This window comes from Variovorax sp. 160MFSha2.1, from assembly GCF_048305075.1.
GTDB classification, from domain to species: Bacteria; Pseudomonadota; Gammaproteobacteria; order Burkholderiales; family Burkholderiaceae_C; genus Variovorax; species Variovorax guangxiensis.
Map to the genome: position 1 here is coordinate 6,004,478 of NZ_CP157624.1, position 24,107 is coordinate 6,028,584.

Below are 24,107 nucleotides of genomic sequence, written 5' to 3' on the forward strand. Positions count from 1 at the left end.
GAAGGCAATCGGGGCTGCCCTGATTTCCGTGGGAAACAGGGGCGAATTCCGGCGTCCGAGTCGCCTGCGCGTCAGCTGCTAGGCCTGCGCGAAGCCTTCGATCACGTTCACCGCGTTGACGCCCACCTCCGCCACCGCGTAGCCGCCCTCGAACACGAACACCGTCGGCAGTCCGGCGCGTGCCAGGTCCTCGCCCATGCGCAGGTAGTCGTCGCTCTTCAGCCTGAAGCCGGAGATCGGGTCGCCCTCGAAGGTGTCGACGCCCAGCGAAACCACCAGCGCGCCGGCCTTCACTTCGGCGATGCGGGCCAGCGCGGTTCCCAACGCGGCGCGCCACGCGGTGAAGTCGGTGCCGCGCGGCAGCGGCAGGTTGTGGTTGAAGCCCTCGCCCCGCCCGGCGCCGCGCTCGTCGGCATGGCCCAGGTAGTAGGGATAGTCGGTCAGCGGATCGCCATGCAGGCTCGCGAAGTGCACGTCGTCGCGCTCGTAGAAGATGGCCTGGGTGCCGTTGCCGTGGTGGTAGTCGACGTCGAGCACGGCCACGCGTTCGACGCCCGCGTCGCGCAACGCCTGCGCGGCGACGGCAGCGTTGTTGAGGAAGCAATAGCCGCCGAAGAAATCCGCGCCCGCATGGTGGCCCGGCGGCCGCGTGAGCGCGAAAGCGGCACGCTCGCCGCCGATGACGCGCTGCGCCGCGGTCCACGCGCATGCCGCGCCGTGGCGCGCCGCCGTCCAACTGCCCGCCATCAGCGGCGTGCCCGCGTCGAAGGAGAAAAGCCCCAGGCGCGCCGGAAAGCTCTTCGGCAGCACGTCGCTGCGCATGCCGCGCGTGGGCCAGTACGAAGGCAGCGCGTCGCGCGTCGCGTTGGACGGGTCGAGCGCCACCCACTCCTCCCACGCATGCGCGATGAAGTCCAGGTAGCGCGGCGCATGCACCTTGGCCAGCACCGCTTCGTCGAAGGCATCGGGCGCCTGCAGCGGGCCGATGTTCCTGCGCTCCAGCTCATGCCTCACATGATCGACGCGCGCGGGCACCTCGAAGCACGGCACGAGCTCGCCGCGGAACATCTCGACTTTGCCTTGGTGAAGAACGTGCTGGTCGTTGTAGATGGTGAGCATGAAGATGTGCGACAGGAGCGGCTGTGACGAAGCCGTCCATCATGCCGCACGCCGCAGCACCGCCCGGCGCCGGCCCGAGGCGGTGAGCCCGAACAAGTCCTTCGGGTCGTCGAGCTCCGGCACCAGCGCGATCTGCCGGCCGATGCCGCGCTCGGTCGCGATGCGCTGGATGTAGCGCAGCGCCGTGTAGTCCTCCAGCGCGAAGCCCACCGAGTCGAACAGCGTGACCTGCGCCGCGCTCTCGCGCCCCGGCACCTCGCCGAGCAGCACGCGCCAGAGCTCGTGCACCGGGAAGTCGGCGGCCACCTGCTGGATCTCGCCCTCGACGCGGGTCTGCGGCTCGTACTCGACGAACACGCGCGCCTTGCCGAGCACGCCGGGATGCAGTTCGGTCTTGCCGGGCGAATCGCCGCCCACCGCGTTGATATGCATGCCCGGCTCGATGATGTCGGGCGTGAGCACCGTCGCGCGCCCCTGGTAGGCGGTGACGGTGGTGACGATGTCCGCGCCGCGCACCGCCTCGGCCACCGAGCGGGCGCGCACGATCTCCAGCGGCGTGCAGGCCGCGAGGTGGCGCACCAGCTTGTCGGTGGCATGCGGGTCGATGTCGTACACCCGCACTTCCTCGATGCCCAGCAGCGCATGGAAGGCCAGCGCCTGGAACTCGCTCTGCGAGCCGTTGCCGATCAGCGCGAGGCTGCGCGAATCGGGCCGCGCCAGCGCCTTCGCGGCCATCGCCGAGGTGGCGGCCGTGCGCAGCGCGGTGGTGAGCGTGAGTTCGGAAAGCAGCACGGGGTAGCCCGTGTCGACCTCGGCCAGCACGCCGAAGGCCATGACGGTCGGCAGTCCGACCTGCGTGTTGTGCGGATGCCCGTTGACGTACTTGAAGGCGTAGGCGCCGTCGTCGGCCACCGGCATCAGCTCGATCACGCCGAGGTGCGAATGGCTGGCCACGCGCGCCTTCTTGTCGAACTCGCGCCACCGCATGAAGTCATCGCGCAGCGCGTCGGCCAGCGCGGTGAGGAACTGCGGAACCCCGGTCTCGTCCACCAGGCGGACCAGGCTGTGAACATCGATGAAGCGGGTCATGACATGGCTCCTTGCGTAGCCCCGCCGCGGCGCTTCATCCCATCGCATGTTTACTCCACCATGGCTGATTCAGGATGCGCCTGCGCCAAGGGTTGAAAGCCATTGTGCGCCTGCTCGCGAACCTTTGCGAGCCCTCTGCGGCTGCCGCCTTCAGTCGCTGCGGCGCTCCTCGATGCTGCGCTCCAGGAAGCGCCAGAGCCGCTCGTCCTCGCTGAAGGCGACGTTGAAGCGCAGCCAGCCGGTGGGGCGCGGGTTGACCAGGAACAGCTGGCCCGGGCCCAGCATGATTCCCTCGGCCGCGGCGCGCCGCGAGAGCTCGGCGCTGTCGGTGATGTCCGGATGCCGGGCCCACAGGTACATGCCGGCCGCGGGCTCATGAAACAGCTCGAAGCCCAGTCCCCCCAGCCGCCGAGCGACACTGCCGTGCGCCTGCGCGAGGCGCTCGCGCAGGGCCTTGAGATGCTTGCGCCAGCGGCCGTCGGTCACGGTGCCGAAGGCCAGGCGCTCGGTGATGTCGGACGATGTGAGGCCCGAGATCATCTTGAGCTGCGCCAGCTCGTCGAGCAGCTCGGGCTGCGCGATGACGTAGCCGACGCGGATGTTCGGCGAGATGGTCTTCGAATAGCTGCCCACGTAGACCACGCGGCGCAGTTGCCCGAGGCTGGCGAGCGAGGGGCGCATCGACGCGTCCATCTCGGCATAGATGTCGTTCTCCACCAGCGTGAAGTCGTGCGCCTGCGCGAGTTGCAGCAGCTGCACCAGCTGGGGCAGCGAGGCCATGGAGCAGGTCGGGCTCTGCAGCCGCGGCTGCGTGAAGAAGGCCTTGGGGCGGTGCACCGCCAGCAGCGCTTCGAGCGCGGGCATGTCGTAGCCCGAGGGAGTGCGCGGCACGCCGACGATCTCCACGCCCAGGAAGCGCAGCATGAACATCAGGTTCGGATAGCCGGGATCGTCCACGAGCACGCGGTCGCCCGGCTTGAGCAGGCGGCGCGCGACGAGATCCAGGGCCTGGCTCGAGCCCTGGGTCAGCAGCACCTGGGCGGCCTCGACCACGATCTGCTGCTCCGAAAGCGCCTCGGCCGTCGCCATGCGCAGCGCCATGTGGCCGAAGGGCAGGCCGTAACCGCCGATGTCGCTGCCTTCGGAGGCCAGGTGGCGCAGGCTGCGGCGCATGCCGTCCTCGAAGAGCCAGTCGTGCGGCAGCCAGCCGCAACCGGGCTTGAGTGGCAGGTTGCGGTTCTCGAAGATCTGCTGGAGATACCACCGCGCGTCGAAGCGGGGGTCCGCGCGGGGCGCGCTGGCCGTGCCGGCGGCGCTCTCCTCGCTGCGCCGCTTGACGAAGAAACCGGCGTTGGCCCGCGAGACCAGCAGGCCCTGCGCCACCAGCCGGTCGTAGGCTTCGACCACCGTGAAGACGCTGACGCCATGGGCGGCGGCGAAGGCGCGGATCGACGGCAGCTTGGTGTCGGCCTTGAGCTTCTGGGCGCCGATCAGGCCGCGCAGCCCTTCCACGATCTGGCTCACCAGTGGCGTCGGCTGTTCGGGGCGAAGAATGAGCATCGGGGGTGTCTCCGGCGGTCCGGCCTGCACCATATTGAGGAAAGTATGTACAGGATACAAGACCAGTACAGTCCTCCGGACGACCGCTTCCGGTGTACATGGCCGGTCCGGATCGGGCGACCTAGAGTGCCGGCATTCCTTTCCTTCCAGCACTCAAGCACAGGTCGTCCCCCATGCAACGCGAACCCCACCTCAGCAACGCCGCCCTCATGACCCGCCGCAGCGCGGCCGTCGCGCGCGGTGTCGGCCAGGCCCATGAAATCTTCGTCAGCCGGGCCGCCAACGCCGAGCTCTGGGACGTCGAGGGCCGCCGCTACATCGACTTCGCGGGCGGCATCGCGGTGCTCAACACCGGCCACTGCCACCCGGAGATCACGGCTGCAGTCAAGGCGCAGGCCGAGCTCTATTCGCACACCTGCTTCCAGGTACTGGCCTACGAGCCCTACGTGGAACTGGCCGAGCGCCTGAATGCACTGGCCCCGGGCGCGTTCGCGAAGAAGTCGGTCTTCCTGAGCACCGGCGCCGAGGCGGTGGAGAACGCGGTCAAGATCGCCCGTGCCCACACCCGGCGCCCGGGCGTCATCGCCTTCACCGGCGGCTACCACGGCCGCACGATGATGACGCTGGGCCTCACCGGCAAGGTGGCGCCCTACAAGGTCGGCTTCGGCCCCTTCCCGGGCGAGGTGTTCCATGCGCTGTACCCGAATGCGCTGCACGGCGTGAGCGTGGACGAGGCCCTGCATTCGGTCGAGCTGCTGTTCAAGAACGACATCGAGCCCGAGCGCGTGGCGGCCTTCATTCTGGAGCCGGTGCAGGGCGAAGGCGGCTTCTACGTGGCGCCCAACGACTTCGTCGAGGGCCTGCGCGCGCTGGCGGACCGCCACGGCATCCTGATCATTGCCGACGAAGTGCAGACCGGTGCCGGCCGCACCGGCACCTGGTTCGCCAGCGAGCAGTGGCCGGTGGCGCCCGACCTGATCACCACCGCCAAGTCGATGGCGGGCGGCTTCCCGATCTCCGGCGTGGTGGGCCGCGCCGAGGTGATGGACGCCCCCGCCCCCGGCGGCCTGGGCGGCACCTATGCCGGCAGCCCCATCGGCTGCGCCGCGGCGCTCGCGGTGCTCAAGGTGTTCGCCGACGAGCAGCTGCTGGCGCGCAGCCGTGCGCTGGGCGAGCGGCTCATGGCCGGCCTGCGCCGCATCGCGGCGGGCGAGCCGTCCATCGGCGACGTGCGCGGGCTCGGCGCCATGGTGGCCATCGAGCTGTTCGAGGAGGGCGACACCGCGCGGCCCGACGCCGCGCTGACCCGCAAGGTGGTCGCGGAGGCGGCACGGCGCGGGTTAATCCTGCTGTCATGCGGCACCTACGGCAATGTAATTCGCGTGCTGGTGCCGCTCACGGCATCCGACTTGCTTGTGGACGAAGGCCTGGCGCTTCTCGCGGACAGCTTCGCCGCACTGCGCTGATCGACCGATCCTTTTCCTGAATCCTCCATGACCGCAGAACCCTTGGTGCGCTTCCAGCGTGTCCAGAAGACCTACGACGGCGAGCACCTGGTGGTGCGCCAGCTCGACCTGGACATCCACCGCGGCGAGTTCCTGAGCCTGCTCGGCCCTTCGGGATCGGGCAAGACCACCACGCTGATGATGCTGGCGGGCTTCGAGTCGCCGACCTCGGGAGAGATCCTGCTCGACGGCAAGCCGATCACCCGCACGCCGCCGCACAGGCGCAACTTCGGCATGGTCTTCCAGAACTACGCGCTGTTCCCGCACATGAGCGTGGGGCAGAACGTGGCCTATCCGCTCACCGTGCGCAAGGTGCCGAAGGACGAGCAGCAGCGCCGCGTGCAGCGCGCGCTCGACATGGTGCAGTTGCGCGGCATGGCCGACCGCCTGCCCGGCCAGCTCTCGGGCGGCCAGCAGCAGCGCGTGGCGCTGGCGCGGGCGCTGGTGTTCGAGCCCCAGCTGGTGCTGATGGACGAGCCGCTCGGCGCGCTCGACAAGCAGCTGCGCGAGCACATGCAGATCGAACTCAAGGACCTGCACCGCCAGCTGGGAGTCACCTTCGTCTACGTGACGCACGACCAGGGCGAGGCGCTCACCATGAGCGACCGCGTGGCGGTGTTCAACGAAGGCGTGATCCAGCAGCTGGACACGGTCGACCGTCTCTACGAAACGCCTTCCAACCGCTTCGTGGCCGGCTTCGTCGGCGACAACACCGTGCTCTGGGGCCAGCTGGGCCAACGCCAGGGTCATGGCGGCGAGCATGCCGAGATGACGCTGCCCGACGGCCGCGTGCTGCACGGGCTCAACGTGAGCGGAGCGGCTTCTGGCGCGGCCGTCGAGGCCTGCATCCGCCCCGAGCGCGTGGTGCTGCACCGCCGCACGGACGTGCAGCGCGCCAACATGCTCGAGGCCGAGGTGGCGCGCGTCATCTACTTCGGCGACCACCTGCGGCTGCTGTGCAGCGTCGGCGGCGGCCAGGCCGACGCCACCGTGAAGCTGCCGCTGGACGGCCTCGACGGCGCCGCCGCGCCGCGGGCCGGCGAGGCGGTGGTGCTCGAGTTCCCGACGGCGCATGCGCGCATCTACGTCCCCTGAAGCCGGCCTTCCGTTCCCGTTCGCATTCCCCCTCGTTCCCGTTCATCACCCAGGAAGATTTCCACCATGAAAAAGACACTTCTCGCCTGCACCGTCGCCGCCAGCTTCGCCCTGCCGGCCCTCGCCCAGCAGCAGCTCACCGTGGTCAACTTCGGCGGCGCCAATGCCAACGCCCAGAAAAAGGCCTACTACGAGCCCTACGAGAAGACCGGCACCAAGATCGTCGCGGTCGAATACAACGGCGAGCAGGCCAAGATCAAGGCCATGGTGGAGACCAAAAAGGTCACCTGGGACGTGGTCGAGGTCGAATCGCCCGACGCGGCGCGCGGCTGCGACGAGGGCCTCTTCGAGAAGCTCGACTATTCCAAGATCGGCACCAAGTCCGACTTCCTGCCGGCCGCCGTCACCGACTGCGGCGTGGGCCTGTTCGTGTGGTCGACCGTGATGGCCTACAACGGCGAGAAGCTCAAGACCGCGCCCACGAGCTGGGCCGATTTCTGGGACGTGAAGAAGATTCCCGGCAAGCGCGGCATGCGCAAGGGCGCGCGCTACAACCTCGAATTCGCGCTGATGGCCGACGGCGTGAAGCCGGCCGACGTCTACAAGGTGCTCGGCACCAAGGAAGGCGCCGACCGCGCATTCAAGAAGCTCACCGAGCTCAAGCCCAACATCCAGTGGTGGGAGGCCGGCGCGCAGCCGCCGCAGTTCCTGGTAGCCGGCGACGTGGTGCTGACCACCGTCTACAACGGCCGCATCGACGCGGCCAACCGCGAAGGCCGCGACCTCAAGATCTACTGGCCGGGCGGCATCTACGACCTCGACTACCTGGTGATCCCCAAGGGCGCGCCGAACAAGGAAGCCTCGTTGAAGTACATCCAGTTCGCGATGCAGCCCGCCAACCAGGCGGTGTATGCCCAGAACATCGCCTACGGCCCCACCAACACCAAGGCGCTGGCCTCGCTCAGCCCCAAGGTGCTGGCCGACCTGCCGACCTCCTCGACCAACGCCAAGGACGCGCTGCAGTTCAACGTCGGCTTCTGGGCCGACCAGGGCGAGGCGCTGGAGAAGCGCTTCGCGGCCTGGGCCACGCAGTAAACCGGCAGACGAACCAGCGAACGCGAAAGAGGCCATGCACGCGGCAACGTCTGTTCCCCCGGTTCCAGCGGAAGCGCCCCCCGGCGAACTGCGGCGCGCACTGGCGCGCGCCGAGGCCCGCCGCAAGTGGCGCGCCTTCGCGCTCACGGCGCCGCTGCTGGTGTTTCTTCTGCTGACGCTGCTGGTGCCCATCGTGGCGCTGCTGCAGCGCGCGGTGGAGAACCCCGAAGTGGCCAACGCGCTGCCGCGCACCGTGCGCGCGCTCGACGGCTGGAACCGCAAGGAGGCGCCCGCGCCGGCGGCCTATGCGGCCATCGCGGCCGACCTCGGCCAGTTGCCCGACAGCTCCGACGCGGGCGCCCTCGCGCGCCGCCTCAACACCGAGATCGCGGGCGCCCGTTCGCTGGTGATGGGTGCCTTCAGGGCGCTGCCCATCGCCGGCACGCCGGAGGAGATCAAGGCACGCATGCTGGAGCTCGATCCGCGCTGGGGCGAAGCGCCGTACTGGCAGGCGATCGCCAAGAACGGCTCTCGCTGGACGCCCGACTACCTGCTCGCCTCGGTCGACCTGCGGCGCGACGTGGCCGGCGAGGTGGAGCGCATGCCCGCCGACCAGCGCGCCTTCGCCGGCATCCTGCTGCGCACCTTCCAGATCAGCGCCGTGGTCACCTTCTTCTGCCTGCTGCTGGCCTATCCGCTGGCGTGGTGGCTGTCGACGCTGCCGGCGCGCAAGGCCAACGTGCTGATGATCCTGGTGCTGGTGCCGTTCTGGACGTCCATCCTGGTGCGCGTGGCCGCATGGATCGTGCTGCTGCAGTCCGAGGGCCTGGTCAACCGCGGCCTGATGGGCATCGGCCTCATCGACCATCCGCTGGCGCTGCTGTTCAACCGCACCGGCGTGATCATCGCGATGGTGCACATCCTGCTGCCCTTCATGATCCTGCCGCTGTACAGCGTCATGAAGAGCGTGCCGCCCACCTACCTGCGCGCGGCCGTCTCGCTGGGCAGCTCGCCGCTGGCGGCCTTCTTCCGCGTTTACGTGCCGCAGACCTACCCCGGCATCGGCGCCGGCGCGCTGCTGGTCTTCATCCTGGCGATCGGCTACTACGTGACGCCGGCGCTGCTCGGCGGCGCGGACGACCAGATGCTGAGCTACTACATCGCGCGCTACACCAACGTGGAAATCAACTGGGGCATGGCCTGCGCGCTGGGCGCCGTGCTGCTGGTCGCCACGCTGCTGCTGTACGCCGTGTACCGCCGCATCGGCAAGGCCGAGCTGAGCCTGGGCTGAGCAGCCACAAAGACAGGAGTCATCATGCTGAAGCTCCCTCAATTCCCGGCCTACGCCACCTTCGCCGACAAGCTCGGCTGGTGGCTGGTGCGCGCCGGCTGCGTCGCGGTGCTGGCCTTCCTGCTGGCGCCGATCCTGGTGGTGATTCCGCTGTCGTTCTCCGACAGCTCGTTCCTGGCGTATCCGATCCCGGGCTGGTCGCTGCGCTGGTACCGCAATCTCTTCGACTCGCCCGAGTGGGCGCGCGCGGCGCGCAACAGCTTCATCGTCGCGCCCGCCGCCACGGTGCTGGCCACCGTGCTGGGCACGCTCGCGGCGGTGGGGCTGTCGCGCACGAACTTCGCGTTCAAGGGCCTGCTCATGAGCGTGCTGATCTCGCCGATGGTCGTGCCGATCGTGGTGGTCGGCGTAGCCACCTACCTCTACTTCGCGCCGCTCGGTCTGGCCGACACCTACCTCGGCCTGATCGTGGTGCACGCGGCGCTGGGTGCGCCCTTCGTTCTGACCACCGTGCTCGCCACGCTGGCCGGCTTCAACCAGAACCTGGTGCGCGCGTCGCTGAGCCTGGGCGAGACGCCGTTGCGGACCTTCATGCGAGTCACGCTGCCGGTGATCGCGCCGGGCGTGATCTCGGGCGCGCTGTTCGCCTTCGCGACCTCGTTCGACGAGGTGGTGGTCACGCTGTTCCTCGCGGGGCCCGACCAGGTCACGCTGCCGCGCCAGATGTTCACCGGCATCCGCGAGAACATCTCGCCCACCATCGCCGCCGTGGCGACGCTGCTGATCATCTTCACCACCACGCTGCTGCTCGCGCTCGAATGGCTGCGCGGACGGCGGCGCTGAACACTCCATTCGCGCGATGCCCTCCACGACCCCGAACCAGCCGCTGGGCGGCAACACCATGCCGCGCTTCGCCGGCCCCGGCACGATGATGCGGCTGCCCCCGGCAACGTCGCCGGAAGGACTGGACGCCGCGTTCATCGGCGTGCCGCTGGACATAGGCACCTCCAACCGCCCCGGCGCGCGCTTCGGGCCGCGCCAGATCCGCGCCGAGTCGGCGCTGCTGCGCCCCTACAACATGGCCACCGGCGCCGCGCCCTTCGACCGGCTGAACGTGGCCGACCTGGGCGACGTGCCGATCAACACCTATTCGCTGGACAAGTCGCTGGCCATCATTTCGGCCTTCTACGACACGGTGCTGGCAGCAGGATGCGCCCCGCTGACGCTGGGCGGCGACCACACCATCGCGCTGCCGATCCTGCGCGCGGTGGCGCGTAAGCACGGCCCGGTCGCGCTGGTGCACGTGGATGCGCATGCGGACGTGAACGACGACATGTTCGGCGAGCGCATCGCCCACGGCACGCCGTTCAGGCGCGCCGTCGAAGAGGGCCTGCTGGCCTGCGACAAGGTCTGGCAGATCGGCCTGCGCGGCACCGGCTACGCGGCCGACGATTTCGACTGGCCGCGCGCGCAGGGCTTCACCGTGGTGCAGGCGCACGAGGTCTGGTACCAGTCGCTCGCGCCGCTGATGGCGCAGGTGCGCGAGCGCATCGGGCCCGCGCATCCGGTCTACATCAGCTTCGACATCGACGGCATCGACCCCTCGTTCGCGGGCGGCACCGGCACGCCCGAGATCGGCGGGCTCACCGTGCCGCAGGCGCTGGAGATCGTGCGCGGCTGCCGCGGCCTGAACGTGGTGGGCGCCGACCTGGTGGAGGTCAGCCCGCCCTACGACACGAGCGGCAACACCGCGCTGCTGGGCGCCAACCTGCTCTACGAAATGCTCTGCGTGCTTCCCGGCGTGCCCTTCCGCTGACACGGCCTCTGCCCGCGCAGGCCATTACCGGTTACCCATTCATTCCTTCCTTCCGAGACAACACGAGAACATGGACACGAAGACTTCTCCCCTCGCGCTGCTGAACGACCCGACCCTGCTCAAGACCGATGCGCTGATCGCCGGCGAGTGGACGAAGGGCGCCAGCCGCTTCGACGTGAACGACCCGGCCACCGGCCGGAAACTGGTCGACGTGGCCAACCTCACGCGCGCGGATGCCGCGCACGCCATCGCCGCCGCGAACGGGGCGCTCGCCGCCTGGCGCGGCAAGACCGGCAAGGAGCGCAGCATCGTGCTGCGCAAGTGGTTCGACCTGCTGATCGCCAACACCGAGGACATCGGCCGCCTGATGACCGCCGAGCAGGGCAAGCCCTTCGCCGAGGCCAAGGGCGAGGTCGCCTACGGCGCGAGCTTCATCGAATGGTTTGCCGAAGAAGCCAAGCGCGTGAACGGCGAGGTGCTGCCGCAGTTCGACAACAACCGCCGCCTGCTGGTGATGAAGCAGCCCATCGGCGTGTGCGCGGCGATCACGCCGTGGAATTTTCCGCTCGCGATGATCACCCGCAAGGTGGCTCCGGCGCTCGCTGCCGGCTGCACGGTGGTCATCAAGCCGGCCGAGCTCACGCCGCTGACCGCGCTGGCCGCGGCGGAGCTGGCCGTGCGGGCCGGCATTCCGGCGGGCGTGCTCAACGTGCTCACGGCCGACAGCGCCAACAGCATCGCGATCGGCAAGGAGCTGTGCGAGAGCGACGTCGTGCGCCACCTGAGCTTCACCGGCTCCACCGAGGTGGGCCGCATCCTCATGAGCCAGTGCGCGCCGACGGTCAAGAAACTGTCGCTGGAACTGGGCGGCAACGCGCCCTTCCTGGTGTTCGACGACGCGGACGTGGATTCGGCCGTCGAAGGCGCGATTGCCAGCAAGTACCGCAACGCCGGCCAGACCTGCGTTTGCGCGAACCGGCTGTACGTGCAGGACGGCATCTACGACGCCTTCGTCGAGAAGTTCGCGGCCAGGGTCAAGGCGCTCAAGGTCGGCAACGGCTTCGACGACGGCGTGGTGCAGGGCCCGCTGATCGAGGACGCGGCCATCGACAAGGTGCAGCGCCACGTCGACGACGCCGTCGCCAGGGGCGGCAAGGTGCTGGCCGGCGGCCACAGGATGCAGGGCCAGTTCTTCGAGCCGACCGTCATCGCCGACGCCACGGCCGACATGCTGTGCGCGCGCGAGGAAACCTTCGGTCCCTTCGCGCCGGTGTTCCGCTTCAAGACCGAACAGGAAGGCATCGACGCGGCGAACAATACCGAGTTCGGCCTGGCGAGCTATTTCTACACGCGCGACGTGGGCCGCATCTTCCGCGTGGCGGAGGCGCTGGAGTACGGCATGGTCGGCATCAATGCCGGCGTGATCGCCACCGAGCACGTGCCCTTCGGCGGCGTGAAGCAGTCGGGCCTGGGACGCGAGGGCTCGCACCACGGCATGGACGACTACGTCGAGATCAAGTACCTCTGCCTGGGCGACATCCAGAAATAGGAAGAGAAGAAGAGGAAAGAAGGAGGGGGCGGGAAGAGCCGGGGCAAGCCCTGCCCTGCCCCGCCCGGCCCTATCGCGCCAGCACGGGCGCCAGCGCCACGCCGGTGTGCGTGCCCAGCCGCACCACCTCTTCGGGCGGCGCCGACGCGACGACGCGCCCGCCGGCGCTGCCGCCCTCGGGCCCGAGGTCGAGGATCCAGTCGGCCTCGGCGATCAGGTCGAGGTCGTGCTCGATCACCACCACGCTGTGGCCGCCGTTCACCAGCCGGTGCAGCACGTGGATCAGCTTCTCGACGTCGGCCATGTGCAGGCCCACGGTCGGTTCGTCGAGCACGTACAGCGTGTGCGGCGCCTTCTGGCCGCGGCGGGTGATGTCGTCGCGCACCTTGCTGAGTTCGGTCACCAGCTTGATGCGCTGCGCCTCGCCGCCCGAGAGCGTGGGCGAGGGCTGCCCCAGCGTGAGGTAGCCCAGCCCCACGTCCTTCAGCAGCTGCAGCGGGTGGCTGATGTTGGGCATGCTCGCGAAGAACTCGACGGCCTCGTCGACTTCCATCTTCAGCACGTCGCCGATGCTCTTGCCGCGCCAGCTCACGGCCAGCGTCTCAGGGTTGAAGCGCGCGCCGTGGCACACCTCGCAGGGCACCTTCACGTCGGGCAGGAAGCTCATCTCGATGGTGCGCACGCCCGCGCCCTCGCAGCCCGGGCAGCGGCCTTCGCCGGTGTTGAAGCTGAAGCGCGCCGGGCCGTAGCCGCGGGCCTTGGCTTCGAGCGTGTCGGCGAAGAGCTTGCGGATGGTGTCCCAGAAGCCGATGTAGGTGGCCGGGCAACTGCGCGGCGTCTTGCCGATGGGCGTCTGGTCGACCTCGAGCACGCGGTCGACGGTCTCGTAGCCCTCGACCTTGCGGCAGCCCGCCCACGCGGGACGCTTGCCGGCAGCGTCGGCGTCGCGGCCGGCCTTGGTCGAGCGCTGCGCCACGATGGCCTGCACGTTGGCCAGCAGCACGTCGCGCGCGAGCGTGGATTTGCCCGAACCGCTCACGCCGGTGACCACCACGAGGCGGCGCAGCGGCAGCGTGGCCGTCACGTCCTGCAGGTTGTGCAGGTTGGCGCCGTGCACGGTGAGCCATTCGCCGCTCTCCTCGGCCTTCGGGTCGGGCGAAGGGATCAGCCGGCGCGCCTGCAGCGGGTGCCGGATGGCGTCGCGCAGGTAGCGGCCGGTCTGCGAGTCGTCGGCCTTCTGGATGTCGGCGACCGTGCCCTCGGCGACCAGGCGGCCGCCGCGCTTGCCGGCGCTCGGGCCGATGTCGATGATGTGGTCGGCGCGGCGGATGGTGTCCTCGTCGTGCTCCACCACCACCAGCGTGTTGCCCTTGTCGCCGAGCTTGTGCAGCGCGTCGAGCAGGATCTGGTTGTCGCGCGCGTGCAAGCCGATGGTCGGCTCGTCGAGCACGTAGCACACGCCCTGCAGGTTGCTGCCGAGCTGCGCCGCCAGGCGGATGCGCTGCGCCTCGCCGCCCGAGAGCGTGGGCGCGCCGCGGTCCAGCGTGAGGTAGCCCAGGCCCACCTCTTCCAGGAACTCGAGCCGGCTGCGGATCTCGGGCACGAGGTCGCGCGCGATCTCGGCTTCCCGGCCGCTGAGCGCGAGGCCTTCGAACCACTGGCGCACCTCGGTCACGCTCATGCGCGCGAGTTCGGTGATGCCGATGCCGCCCGAGCCGTCGGCCGCGGTGCCAAAGCCCACGGCGCGCGCAGTGGCGTTCAGGCGCGTGCCCTGGCAGGTCGGGCAGGCCACGTCGGCCAGGTCTTCCACCTCGGGCTCGGCGAAGGTCTGCTCGCGGCCCTTGTCGTCGCCGGCCAGCACGGAGTCGTCGAACACCTTGCGCTGGTCCTTGCTGAGCTTGACGCCGGTGCCCACGCAGTCGGGGCACCAGCCGTGCTTGCTGTTGTAGCTGAACAGGCGCGGATCGAGCTCGGCGTAGCTGGTGCTGCACACCGGGCAGGCGCGCAGCGTGGAGAACACGTGGACGCGGCCGATGCCGGCGGCGGACACGCCCGCCATCATCGCGGCGCGCAGCCCGTCGAGTTCGCTGAGCACGTGCACCACGCCCTTGCCGTGCTCGAGCGCCTTGGCCAGCGCCGCGCGCAGTTCGTTCTCGTTCGAGGGCAGCACGTCGAGGCTGGCCACCGGCAGCTCGATGCTGTGCTCCTTGAAGCGGTCGATGCGCGGGAAGCCGGTGGTCGGCAGGAAGTCGCCGTCCACGCGCAGGTGCGTGAAGCCGCGCGGGCGCGCCCAGTCGGCCAGCTCGGTGTACACGCCCTTGCGGTTGGTCACCAGCGGCGCGAGCAGGCCGATGTGCTGGCCCTTGAAGTTGCGCATGAGCTGCGCGGCGATGCTGTCGGGGGTCTGCGGCTGCACGGCCGCGCCGTCGTGGATGCAATGCTGGATGCCCAGCTTCACGTACAGCAAGCGCAGGAAGTGCCACACCTCGGTGGTGGTGCCCACCGTGCTCTTGCGGCCGCCGCGCGACAGGCGCTGCTCGATGGCCACCGTCGGCGGAATGCCGTAGACCGCGTCCACCTCGGGCCGGCCAGCGGGCTGCACGATGCTGCGCGCATAGGCGTTGAGCGATTCGAGATATCGGCGCTGCCCTTCGTTGAAGAGGATGTCGAAGGCCAGCGTCGACTTGCCCGATCCGCTCACGCCCGTCACCACGCTGAACTTGCCGCGCGGAATGTCCACGCTCAGGTTCTTCAGGTTGTGCTCGCGCGCGTTGACGATCTGCACCGCATCGGCACCCGGCGCCGCCTTGGCGTTGGCGATGTAGCGGCGCGCGGCGCGCTCGGCCACCTTGTAGGCCTCGGGGCCGATGGCGAGTTCGTAGTCGGCCAGCGCGGCGCCGGTGAGCGAGGCGCGGTTCTCGCGCAGCTGCTCGGGCGTGCCCTCGGCCACCACCTGCCCGCCGCCCTCGCCGCCTTCGGGGCCGAGGTCGATGAGCCAGTCGCTCGCGCGGATCACGTCGAGGTTGTGCTCGATCACGATCAGCGAATGGCCGGCGTCCAGCAGCTTGCGCAGCGCGCGCATGAGCCGCGCGATGTCGTCGAAGTGCAGGCCGGTGGTGGGCTCGTCGAACAAAAATAGCGTGCCCTTGCGCGCCACCGACTGCTTGCTCGCGGTGGCGTTCTTCGCGGCCTCGGCCAGGAAGCCCGCGAGCTTCAGGCGCTGCGCCTCGCCGCCTGAGAGCGTGGGCACGGGCTGGCCGAGCTTGACGTAGTCCAGGCCCACGTCGGAGATCGGCTGCAGCACGCGCAGCACGTCGCGGTCGGCCTCGAACACCGCCGCGGCCTCGGCCACGGTGAGTTCGAGCACGTCGGCCACGTTGTAGCTCCTGCCCTTGCGTTCCACGCGCACTTCGAGGATCTCGGGGCGGTAGCGCTTGCCGTCGCAGTCGGGGCAGCGCAGGTACACGTCCGACAGGAACTGCATCTCGACGTGCTCGAAGCCCGAGCCGCCGCAGGTCGGGCAGCGCCCGTCGCCGGAGTTGAAGCTGAACTTGCTCGCGGTGTAGCCGCGCTGGCGCGAGAGCGTGGCCGTGGCGAAGATCTCGCGGATCGCGTCCCACGCGCCCACGTAGCTCGCGGGGTTGGAACGCGCGGTCTTGCCGATGGGCGACTGGTCGACGAACACCACGTCGCCGAGGTGGTCGGCGCCGAGCAGGCGGTCGTGCGCGCCGGGCGTCTCGGTGGCCTTGCCGAAGTGGCGCATCAGCGCGGGCGCCAGCACGTCCTGGATGAGCGTGGACTTGCCCGAGCCGCTCACGCCGGTCACGCACACCAGGCGCGCCAGCGGGAACTCGACCGTCACGTTCTTCAGGTTGTGCTCGCGCACGCCTTCGAGGATGAGCCGGTGCGTGTTCTCGCTCACCAGCCGCTTGAAGCCCATGCCGATCTTCTTGCGACCGCCCAGGTACAGGCCGGTGAGCGTGTCGGCGTCGCGCAGCTGGTCGGTGGTGCCGTCGAACACCACCTGCCCGCCGCGCGCGCCGGGGCCGGGCCCCATGTCGATCACGCGGTCGGCGGCCAGCATCACGGCCGGGTCGTGCTCGACCACCACCAGCGTGTTGCCCGCGTCGCGCAGGCGCAGCATGGCCTCGGTGATGCGGTTCATGTCGCGCGGGTGCAGGCCGATGCTCGGCTCGTCGAGCACGAAGAGCGTGTTGACCAGCGAGGTGCCCAGCGCCGTGGTCAGGTTGATGCGCTGCACCTCGCCGCCGCTGAGCGTGCGGCTCTGTCGGTCGAGCGTGAGGTAGCCGATGCCCACGTCGTGCAGGTAGCGCAGGCGGGTGGTGATTTCCTCGAACAGCAGCTTCAGCGCCTGGATCTCGCCCTCGCTGGCCGCCTGGCCGTTGCCGTGGTGCTCGATGCGGTCGAAGAGCTGGCGCAGCCGCTCGATGGGCAGCAGCATCAGGTCGTGCAGGCACAGGCCCGGCAGCGCCTCGAGCTGGGCGCGCGTCCATTTCACGCCCTTGGGCATGAAGCGCTTCTCGGGCGGCAGGACGGCGTCGGCGTCTTCCTTGCTGCCGATGCGCCACAGCAGGCTCTCGAGCTTGAGGCGCGCGCCGCTGCAGGTGGGACACGGCGTGTAGCTGCGGTACTTGGACAGCAGCACGCGGATGTGCATCTTGTACGCCTTGCTCTCCAGGTAGCCGAAGAAGCGGCGCACGCCGTACCACTGCTTGTTCCAGTTGCCCTCCTTGTAGTTGGGCGTGCCCTCGATCACCCAGTGCTTCTGCTCGTCGGTGAGCTTGTTCCAGGGCGTGTCGCGCGGGATGCCGACCGCCTCCGCGTGGCGCATGAGGTCATCCTGCGCCTCCTTCCAGGCGGGCGTCTGGATGGTCTTGATGGCGCCGGCGCGCAGCGTGAGCTTGTCGTTCGGAATCACCAGCCCCAGGTCGACGCCGATCACGCGGCCGAAGCCGCGGCAGGTGTCGCAGGCGCCCACGGCCGAGTTGAACGAGAACATCGACGGGATCGGGTCGGCGTAGCGGATGTCGCTCTCGGGGCAGTGCAGGCCGGTGGAGAACTTCCACACGTCGGTCACTGCGTTCTCTTCCGAGCCGGTGGCGTGCACCGTGACGCGCCCGCTGCCGCGCTTGAGCGCCACTTCGATGGCTTCCACCACGCGCGAGCGCTCGGCGCCGGACGCACGGAAGCGGTCGGCCACCACGTCGAGCACCTTGCGCGGACCGGTGGGCGTGGCCACCTCGCGCTCGGACTGCACGCGCGTGAAGCCGCTGGCGGAGAGCCACTGCGTGACTTCCTCGGCCGTGGTGCTCGCGGGCAACTCGACCGGGAAGGTGACGACCAGGCGCGGATCGCCCGCAGCAGCCGCGCGCTCGACGATCTGCGCGTAGATGCTGTCAGGCGAATCGTGGCGCACCGGCAGCGCGGTCTCGCGGTCGAACAGGTTGGCCGCGCGCGCGAAGAGCAGCTTCAGATGGTCGTTCAGCTCGGTCATCGTGCCGACCGTGGAGCGCGAGGAGCGCACCGGGTTGGTCTGGTCGATGGCGATGGCGGGCGGCACGCCTTCCACCTTGTCGACGGCCGGCTTGTCCATGCGGTCGAGGAACTGGCGCGCGTAGGCGGAGAAGGTCTCCACGTAGCGCCGCTGGCCTTCGGCATAAAGGGTGTCGAAGACGAGGCTCGACTTGCCCGAGCCGCTGGGCCCGGTGACCACCGTCATTTCGCCGGTGCGGATGTCGAGATCGAGGTTCTGGAGGTTGTGCTGGCGCGCGCCGCGAATCCGGATGGAGCCCTGTGTCATGAGTGCCTTGGGGGGTGGGGCAAACATTCTAGGGAGTGCCTCGTGACGGGTTTGCGCACTACGTCACAAGGTCGGTGGCTGCGCAGGGGTTTGTCCGGATGGAGTTAAAAACACTTTCAGAAACAAATAGCACATTTGTTTTCACGTTCGCCCGGCCGGGCGCCCGCATTGCTTCGAAAGGACTCCATGACGAAAACGCGCACGCTCTGCGCCGCCGCCCTGCTGGCCTTCAGCGCCCTGGGGGCGTCTGCCCAGATCCTGATCGGCCAGACCGCCGGCATGACCGGCTCGGTGGCCGCGAGCGTGAACGAGACCATCGGCGGCGCGAACCTGGTGATCGACGCGGTCAACGCGCAGGGCGGCATCCATGGCGAGAAGATCGAAGTGCTGCGCATGGACGACGGCTTCGACGTGAAGCGCGCCAGCGAGAACGCACGCGTGCTGATCGAGGAGAAGAAGGTGCTGGCGCTCTTCATGAGCCGCGGCACGCCCCATTCGCAGGCGATCATTCCCTGGCTCGACAAGAACGACGTGGCGCTCATCGGTCCTTCCACCGGCGCGATGGTGCTGCACAAGCCGCTGCAGAAGCACGTGTTCAACGTGCGCGCCACCTACCAGCGCGAAGCCGAGAAGGCCGTGCAGCACCTGCTGACCATCGGCCTCACGCGCATCGCGGTGGTGCACGTGACCGACTCCTTCGGCACCGACGCGCTCGAAGGCGCGATGACCGGCTTCAGCAAGGGCAACGCCAAGCCGACCGTGATCATCCCGGCCGACCGCGACAAGCCCGACTACAAGACCATCGTGCCCGCCATCAAGGGCGCCGACGCGCAGGCCGTGGTGTGGATCGGCTCCGGCGTGGCCGTGGTCGACGGCATCAAGGCGCTGCGCGCCGCGGGCTCGGCCGCGCAGGTGGTCACGCTGTCGAACAACGCCTCCTCGGGCTTCATCAAGCAGCTCGGCGACGCGAGCCGCGGCGTGATCGTGACGCAGGTGTTTCCCAACGAGCGCTCGCTGGGCCATCCGATGGTGAAGGAAGCCCTGGCTCTCGCGCAGGCCAAGGGCCAATCGGAACTGTCGCCGGCCGCGCTCGAAGGCTTCGCCTCGGCCAAGGTGCTGGTGGAGGCGCTGCGCCGCGCCGGCCCCAAGCCCACGCGCGCCAGGATGGTGGCCGCCCTCGACAGCCTGCGCGGCTACGACCTGGGCGGCGGGCTGGAGGTGAGCTATTCGCCCACCGACCACAGCGGCATCGATTTCGCGGACCTCTCGATCATCAGCGACGGTCGCTTCAAGCGTTGAGTCCCCGCCCCGAGAGGGGCGAGTTTGAACGGCCCGCCGGCACAACCGGCGGGCCGCTTTTTTTCCGGGCGCTGGAAACCTTGGTTTGACAGGGTTTGCGCGAGCTAGCGAGACGTGACGTTCAGCAACACATTACACAGTTTCTGACAGAGGCGACCGCTTCCTGGAAAGGCTTTGCTCGATGAAGAAGACGTTCACGTCCTGCGCCGCTGCGCTGTTCCTGGCCATGATGGCGCCGGGGGCGGCGGCCCAGATCCTGATCGGCCAGTCGGCCGACCTCTCGGGCCCCGTGGCGGCCAGCGTCAAGGAAACCATCATGGGCTCGCAGCTGGTCATCGACCAGGTCAACGCCCAGGGCGGCATCAACGGCGAGCAGATCGAGGTCATCCGCATGGACGACGGTCTCGACGCCAAGCGCTCGCTGGAAAACACGCACGTGCTCATCGAGGACAAGAAGGTCGTCGCGCTGCTGCTGAACCGCGGCACGCCCAACACGCTCGCGGTGATCCCGCTGCTCGACAAGTACGGGGTGGCGCTGGTCGGCCCCTCGACCGGCGCGATGGCGCTGCACAAGCCGCTGCAGAAGAACATCTTCAACGTGCGCTCCACCTACCAGCGCGAGGCAGAGAAGGCGGTGCAGCACCTGCAGACCACCGGCATCCAGCGCATCGCCGTCGTGCAGGCCGACGACTCCTTCGGCAAGGACGCGATGGAAGGCGCGAACAAGGGCTTCGAGAAGGCCAACCTGAAGCCGGCGGTGGTGGCGCTGGCCGACCGCAACAAGCCCGACTACGCGGCCATCGTCCCGCAACTCACCAAGGCCAACGCGCAGGCGGTGCTGTGGATCGGCTCGGGCACGGCCGTGACCGACGGCGTGAAGGCGCTGCGTGCTGCCGGCTCGGCGGCGCAGATCATCACGCTGTCGAACAACGCGGCCTCGGGCTTCATCAAGGAACTGGGCTCGGCCAGCGCGGGCGTGATCATCACGCAGGTGCTGCCCTACGAGCGCTCCTTCGGCCATCCGCTCATCAAGGAAGCGTTGGCGCTGGCCAAGGCCAAGGGCCAGAACGAGCTCTCGCCCGCGCTGCTCGAAGGCTTCGTCGCCACGAAGGTGATGGTGGAGGCTCTGCGCCGCACGGGGCCGAAGCCCACGCGCGCGAAGCTGATCGCCACGCTGAATGCCTTCCAGTACGACGTGGGCGGCGGGCTCGACATCAGCTACTCGCCGACCGACCACACCGGCATCGACTACGTAGACCTGTCCATCGTCAGCGACGGCAAGTTCAAGAGATAGGCTCGCCCGGCCTCACTTCGGCGCGGCGGCGGGCGCGGGTTCGTGCGTGGTGGTGTCGCCACCATGCTTCTCGCCCGACATGTCGACCTTGTCACCGGCCTTCGAGATCACGTACAGGGCAATGGCGGCGAAGATGACGAAGCCGACGACGAGTTTCCACATGGGTTTTGTCTCCTGGATGGTTCAAGAAAAAGGCCTCATGCGGTCGGCATGAAGCCTCTTTGTTGAACGGAGGGCGGCGCCCTCCTGCCTGTTCTTCGGCGACGGTCAGTCGTTAGCGTAGATGTCCACGTCCTTCGTCTCGCGGATGAAGAGTGTGCCCACCACCAGCGTGATGCCGGCGATGATGATCGGATACCACAGGCCGTTGAACATGTTGCCGGTCGAGGCCACGATGGCGAAGGCGGTGGTCGGCAGCAGGCCGCCGAACCAGCCGTTGCCGATGTGGTAGGGCAGGCTCATCGAGGTGTAGCGGATGCGCGTGGGGAAGAGCTCCACCAGCATCGCGGCGATCGGGCCGTAGACCATGGTCACCAGCAGCACCAGCCAGAACAGCAGCACCACCGTCAGCACCTTGTTCATCTTCGCGGGGTCGGCCTTGGCCGGGTAGCCGGCGACCTTCAGGTCTTCGGCCACGCCCTTCTTGAAGGCGGCGATTTCCTTGACGGAGTTCTCGTCGAACTTCGAATTCACGACGTTGCCGACGGGTGCCTCGACCGACTTGTCGCCGATCTTCACGATGGCCTTCGAACCCGGCGCGCCGGCCACGTTCTCATAGCTCACCGAGTTCTGAACCAGGTAGCGCTTGGCGATGTCGCACGAGCTCTTGAAGTCGATCTCGCGCGCCACCGGGTTGCCCTGGAACGAGCAGGTCGCGGGGTCCGCCGTCACCGTCACGCCGGCGGTGGCCTGTGCGCGGGCCAGGTCGGGGTTGGCGGCTTCGGTCAGCATCTTGAAGACCGGGAAGTAGGTGACCACGGCCAGCAGGCAGCCGGCCATGATGATCGGCTTGCGGCCGATTTTGTCCGACAGCGTGCCGAACACCACGAAGAAGGGCGTGCCCAGCAGCAGCGCGGCGGCGATCATCAGGTTGGCCGTGGTGGCGTCGACCTTCAGCTGCGCCGTCAGGAAGAAGAGCGCGTAGAACTGGCCCGAGTACCAGACCACCGCCTGGCCGGCCGTCAGGCCCACCAGCGCCAGGATCACGATCTTCAGGTTCTTCCACTGGCCGAAGGATTCGGCCAGAGGCGCCTTGGAGGTCTTGCCCTCGGCCTTCATCTTCTGGAAGGCGGGCGACTCCGACAGCGTCAGGCGGATCCACACCGAGATGCCCAGCAGCAGGATCGACACCAGGAACGGCACGCGCCAGCCCCAGTCGTTGAAGGCGGCTTCGCCCATGAACTCGCGCACGCCCAGGATCACCAGCAGGCTCAGGAACAGGCCGAGCGTGGCGGTGGTCTGGATCCAAGAGGTGTAGGCGCCGCGCTTGCCGTGCGGCGCGTGCTCGGCCACGTAGGTGGCGGCACCGCCGTACTCGCCGCCGAGCGCGAGGCCCTGCAGCATGCGCAGCGCGATCAGGATCACCGGCGCCGCGACGCCGATGGTCGCGTAGCTGGGCAGCAGGCCGACGATGAAGGTCGACAGGCCCATGATCAGGATGGTCACCAGGAAGGTGTACTTGCGACCGATCATGTCGCCCAGCCGGCCGAACACGATGGCGCCGAACGGACGCACCAGGAAGCCGGCGGCGAAGGCCAGCAGCGCGAAGATGAAGGCGGCGCCCGCATCCAGGCCGCTGAAGAACTGCTTCGCGATGATCGCGGCCAGCGAACCGTAGAGGTAGAAGTCGTACCACTCGAACACGGTGCCCAGCGAGGAGGCGAAGATGACTTTCTTCTCCTCCGAGGACATGGGCCGGGGGGCCGGGTGCGGCACTCCCCTCGAATCTAGTGTGGCTGCCATTGGTCGTCTCCTGTGTGTATGCGTTCATTCGTTCCCGGAATCCGGGACCGTGCGGCATTCTTGGAGGCGCGACTGACCCGAGCCTTTCGCGAAACTGAACCGGCGCTTACGGTTTAGGGTGAAACCCGCGCAGCACGTTTCAGCCTGTAAGAAATCGGGGCGCTTTTCCGGCGCCCGCGGGTTTGTACTCAGCCCTGTTTGCTGCTGCGCAGCAAGGCCGGGCGCTGGTCCGCCGAAGCCCACTCAGGGCCGTCGAACCACGCATCGCCCGACAGGTAGGCGCGCAGCATCTGCAGGCCGTCGAAGCCCCAGAACAGGCGGCCGTCGACCACGTAGGTCGGCGTGCCGAACACGCCCTGGCGCAGGGCCTCTTCGGTGTTGCGCTTGAGCAGGGCCTTGCTCTCGTCGCTGTTCGCGTCGCGCTTCGGCCCGAGCTGCGCGGTGAGCGCGGCGAGCCGCGCCGGGTCGCCCGCTTCCTCGCCGCCGCGCCACACGTGGCGGAAGATGGTCTCGGCCACGAGGCGGCTGATGGTGCCGTCGTCGCCCGTGGATACCGCCAGCCGAAGGTGCGCCAGCGGGTTGTAAGGATGCGAGGCCGGCATCCGGATCTCTATGCCGTGCGTGTGGCCCAGCCAGAGCACGTGGCGGTAGGTCCAGCTGCGCTTCGACGGAATCTCCGCCGGCCCGAGCTGGCCGTGCTGCTTGAGCAGCGCGCCAAGCAGCACCGGCCTGTAGGCCACGCTGTAGCTCAGGCCCTCGAGCGCTTCGGGCAGGTGCTCGAAGGCGAGGTGCGCGTAGGGCGAGATGAAGTCGAGATGGAAGTCGATGTGCTTCATGGGCTGCTGTCTCCTGGGTTCGCCGCGGGCACGCGCCAGATGCCGGCCTTCGCCCGCAACTCTATCGCCCGCCACACGTGGCGCCGGGTCTCGTCTTCCATCCTGCTCCAGCCCGCGATCTCGGGGATGGTGCGCAGGCAGCCTTCGCAGAAGCCGCTCAGGCGATCCATGCGGCACACCGAGCAGCACGGCGAAGGCACATCGCCCGCCGCAGCCTGAACCGCCACGGCGCGTTCGGCCAGCGTCTCGGCTTCCGCGAAATTCACACCACGTCGGCCACCGGCGCGCCGGTGAGCTTCTCGAGGTCGTGCGGGCGCAGCTGGAACACGGCGTGCGGATGGCCGGCTGCCGCCCAGATCTCCTCGAAGCGGAAGAGCTCGCGGTCGATCAGCACCACGGGCGGCGTCAGGTGGCCCACGGGCGACACGCCGCCGATGGTGAAGCCGGTGCGCGACTTCACGAAGTCGGCGTCGGCGCGGCCGGTCTTGCCGACCAGCGCGTCGACCTTCTTCTCATCCACGCGCTTGTCGCCCGAGGTGATGACCAGCACCGCCGACTCGTCGCTCTTGCGCCGGAAGATGATGCTCTTGGCGATCTGCCCGACCGCGATGCCGAGCGCGTCGGCCGCCTGCTGCGCGGTGCGGCAGGCGTCGTCGAGCATGCGTGGGGAGTGGGGGTGGCCGGCATCCTGCAGGGCGCGGGAAACGCGCTGGACGCCTTCGGGGAGGTTATGGAGTTCGGATCCGCACATGATGGCTTCGAATCTATCAGGCTGC

The 24,107-nt window shown here is 68.7% G+C and carries 18 protein-coding genes; 9 read left to right on the top strand and 9 right to left on the bottom strand.

The window, feature by feature from the left end; genetic code table 11:
* Window positions 1-78 precede the first annotated feature (78 nt).
* From ABL838_RS27685 to ABL838_RS27695, 3 genes are all read right to left on the bottom strand, one after another.
* Window positions 79-1,119 (bottom strand): histone deacetylase family protein, encoded by a 1,041-nt coding sequence (locus ABL838_RS27685; RefSeq protein WP_418122869.1) that lies wholly within the window; start codon window positions 1,117-1,119, stop codon window positions 79-81.
* A 39-nt stretch (window positions 1,120-1,158) separates the two neighbouring features.
* The gene (locus ABL838_RS27690) at window positions 1,159-2,208 is read right to left on the bottom strand and encodes an ornithine cyclodeaminase (RefSeq protein ID WP_418122871.1); all 1,050 of its coding nucleotides are present in this window, start codon (window positions 2,206-2,208) and stop codon (window positions 1,159-1,161) included.
* A gap of 150 nt (window positions 2,209-2,358) precedes the next feature.
* The gene (locus tag ABL838_RS27695; RefSeq protein ID WP_126023720.1) at window positions 2,359-3,768 is read right to left on the bottom strand and encodes a PLP-dependent aminotransferase family protein; all 1,410 of its coding nucleotides are present in this window, start codon (window positions 3,766-3,768) and stop codon (window positions 2,359-2,361) included.
* Window positions 3,769-3,941: 173 nt separating this feature from the next.
* Here ABL838_RS27695 and gabT point away from each other — a divergent pair, with 173 nt between their 5' ends.
* From gabT to ABL838_RS27730, 7 genes are all read left to right on the top strand, one after another.
* Window positions 3,942-5,234, top strand: a complete 1,293-nt coding sequence (gabT, locus tag ABL838_RS27700; RefSeq protein ID WP_418122873.1) for a 4-aminobutyrate--2-oxoglutarate transaminase — start codon at window positions 3,942-3,944, stop codon at window positions 5,232-5,234.
* A 27-nt stretch (window positions 5,235-5,261) separates the two neighbouring features.
* Window positions 5,262-6,368 carry an ABC transporter ATP-binding protein gene (locus ABL838_RS27705; RefSeq protein ID WP_418122875.1) on the top strand — a complete coding sequence of 369 codons (1,107 nt, stop codon included), beginning with the start codon at window positions 5,262-5,264 and terminating at the stop codon, window positions 6,366-6,368.
* Between the two features lie 66 nt (window positions 6,369-6,434).
* On the top strand, window positions 6,435-7,463 hold the full coding sequence (locus ABL838_RS27710) for an ABC transporter substrate-binding protein (RefSeq protein ID WP_184640890.1): 1,029 nt from the start codon (window positions 6,435-6,437) through the stop codon (window positions 7,461-7,463).
* Between the two features lie 34 nt (window positions 7,464-7,497).
* Window positions 7,498-8,754, top strand: a complete 1,257-nt coding sequence (locus tag ABL838_RS27715; RefSeq protein WP_126023724.1) for an ABC transporter permease — start codon at window positions 7,498-7,500, stop codon at window positions 8,752-8,754.
* Between the two features lie 24 nt (window positions 8,755-8,778).
* Window positions 8,779-9,597 carry an ABC transporter permease gene (locus ABL838_RS27720; RefSeq protein WP_184640891.1) on the top strand — a complete coding sequence of 273 codons (819 nt, stop codon included), beginning with the start codon at window positions 8,779-8,781 and terminating at the stop codon, window positions 9,595-9,597.
* A gap of 16 nt (window positions 9,598-9,613) precedes the next feature.
* On the top strand, window positions 9,614-10,570 hold the full coding sequence (speB, locus tag ABL838_RS27725) for an agmatinase (RefSeq protein ID WP_126023726.1): 957 nt from the start codon (window positions 9,614-9,616) through the stop codon (window positions 10,568-10,570).
* A 70-nt stretch (window positions 10,571-10,640) separates the two neighbouring features.
* A complete protein-coding gene (locus tag ABL838_RS27730; RefSeq protein WP_418122877.1) occupies window positions 10,641-12,119 on the top strand; it encodes an NAD-dependent succinate-semialdehyde dehydrogenase in 1,479 nt (492 codons plus the stop codon).
* Window positions 12,120-12,189: 70 nt separating this feature from the next.
* On the opposite strand, the gene uvrA is transcribed toward ABL838_RS27730, so the two are convergent.
* Window positions 12,190-17,940, bottom strand: a complete 5,751-nt coding sequence (uvrA, locus tag ABL838_RS27735; RefSeq protein WP_418125921.1) for an excinuclease ABC subunit UvrA — start codon at window positions 17,938-17,940, stop codon at window positions 12,190-12,192.
* A 186-nt stretch (window positions 17,941-18,126) separates the two neighbouring features.
* Between uvrA and ABL838_RS27740 the strand changes: the two genes are divergently transcribed.
* Window positions 18,127-19,239, top strand: coding sequence for an ABC transporter substrate-binding protein (locus ABL838_RS27740; protein ID WP_126023731.1), 1,113 nt, complete (start codon window positions 18,127-18,129; stop codon window positions 19,237-19,239).
* 181 nt (window positions 19,240-19,420) lie between these two features.
* On the top strand, window positions 19,421-20,533 hold the full coding sequence (locus ABL838_RS27745) for an ABC transporter substrate-binding protein (RefSeq protein ID WP_418122879.1): 1,113 nt from the start codon (window positions 19,421-19,423) through the stop codon (window positions 20,531-20,533).
* Window positions 20,534-20,545: 12 nt separating this feature from the next.
* Here the strand turns inward: ABL838_RS27745 and ABL838_RS27750 are convergent, their stop codons facing one another.
* The 5 genes from ABL838_RS27750 to ABL838_RS27770 form a co-directional block, all read right to left on the bottom strand.
* Window positions 20,546-20,695, bottom strand: coding sequence for a hypothetical protein (locus ABL838_RS27750; RefSeq protein ID WP_019656389.1), 150 nt, complete (start codon window positions 20,693-20,695; stop codon window positions 20,546-20,548).
* Window positions 20,696-20,800: 105 nt separating this feature from the next.
* Window positions 20,801-22,495: an MFS transporter gene (locus ABL838_RS27755; protein ID WP_184640895.1), complete on the bottom strand. Its 1,695-nt coding sequence runs from the start codon at window positions 22,493-22,495 to the stop codon at window positions 20,801-20,803.
* Window positions 22,496-22,683: 188 nt separating this feature from the next.
* Window positions 22,684-23,331: a 2-hydroxychromene-2-carboxylate isomerase gene (locus ABL838_RS27760; protein WP_418118033.1), complete on the bottom strand. Its 648-nt coding sequence runs from the start codon at window positions 23,329-23,331 to the stop codon at window positions 22,684-22,686.
* Window positions 23,328-23,597: a DUF1289 domain-containing protein gene (locus tag ABL838_RS27765; RefSeq protein WP_126023735.1), complete on the bottom strand. Its 270-nt coding sequence runs from the start codon at window positions 23,595-23,597 to the stop codon at window positions 23,328-23,330. The genes ABL838_RS27760 and ABL838_RS27765 overlap by 4 nt, the downstream gene beginning before the upstream one ends.
* A complete protein-coding gene (locus tag ABL838_RS27770) occupies window positions 23,594-24,082 on the bottom strand; it encodes a YbaK/EbsC family protein (RefSeq protein ID WP_126023736.1) in 489 nt (162 codons plus the stop codon). The genes ABL838_RS27765 and ABL838_RS27770 overlap by 4 nt, the downstream gene beginning before the upstream one ends.
* Window positions 24,083-24,107 lie beyond the last annotated feature (25 nt).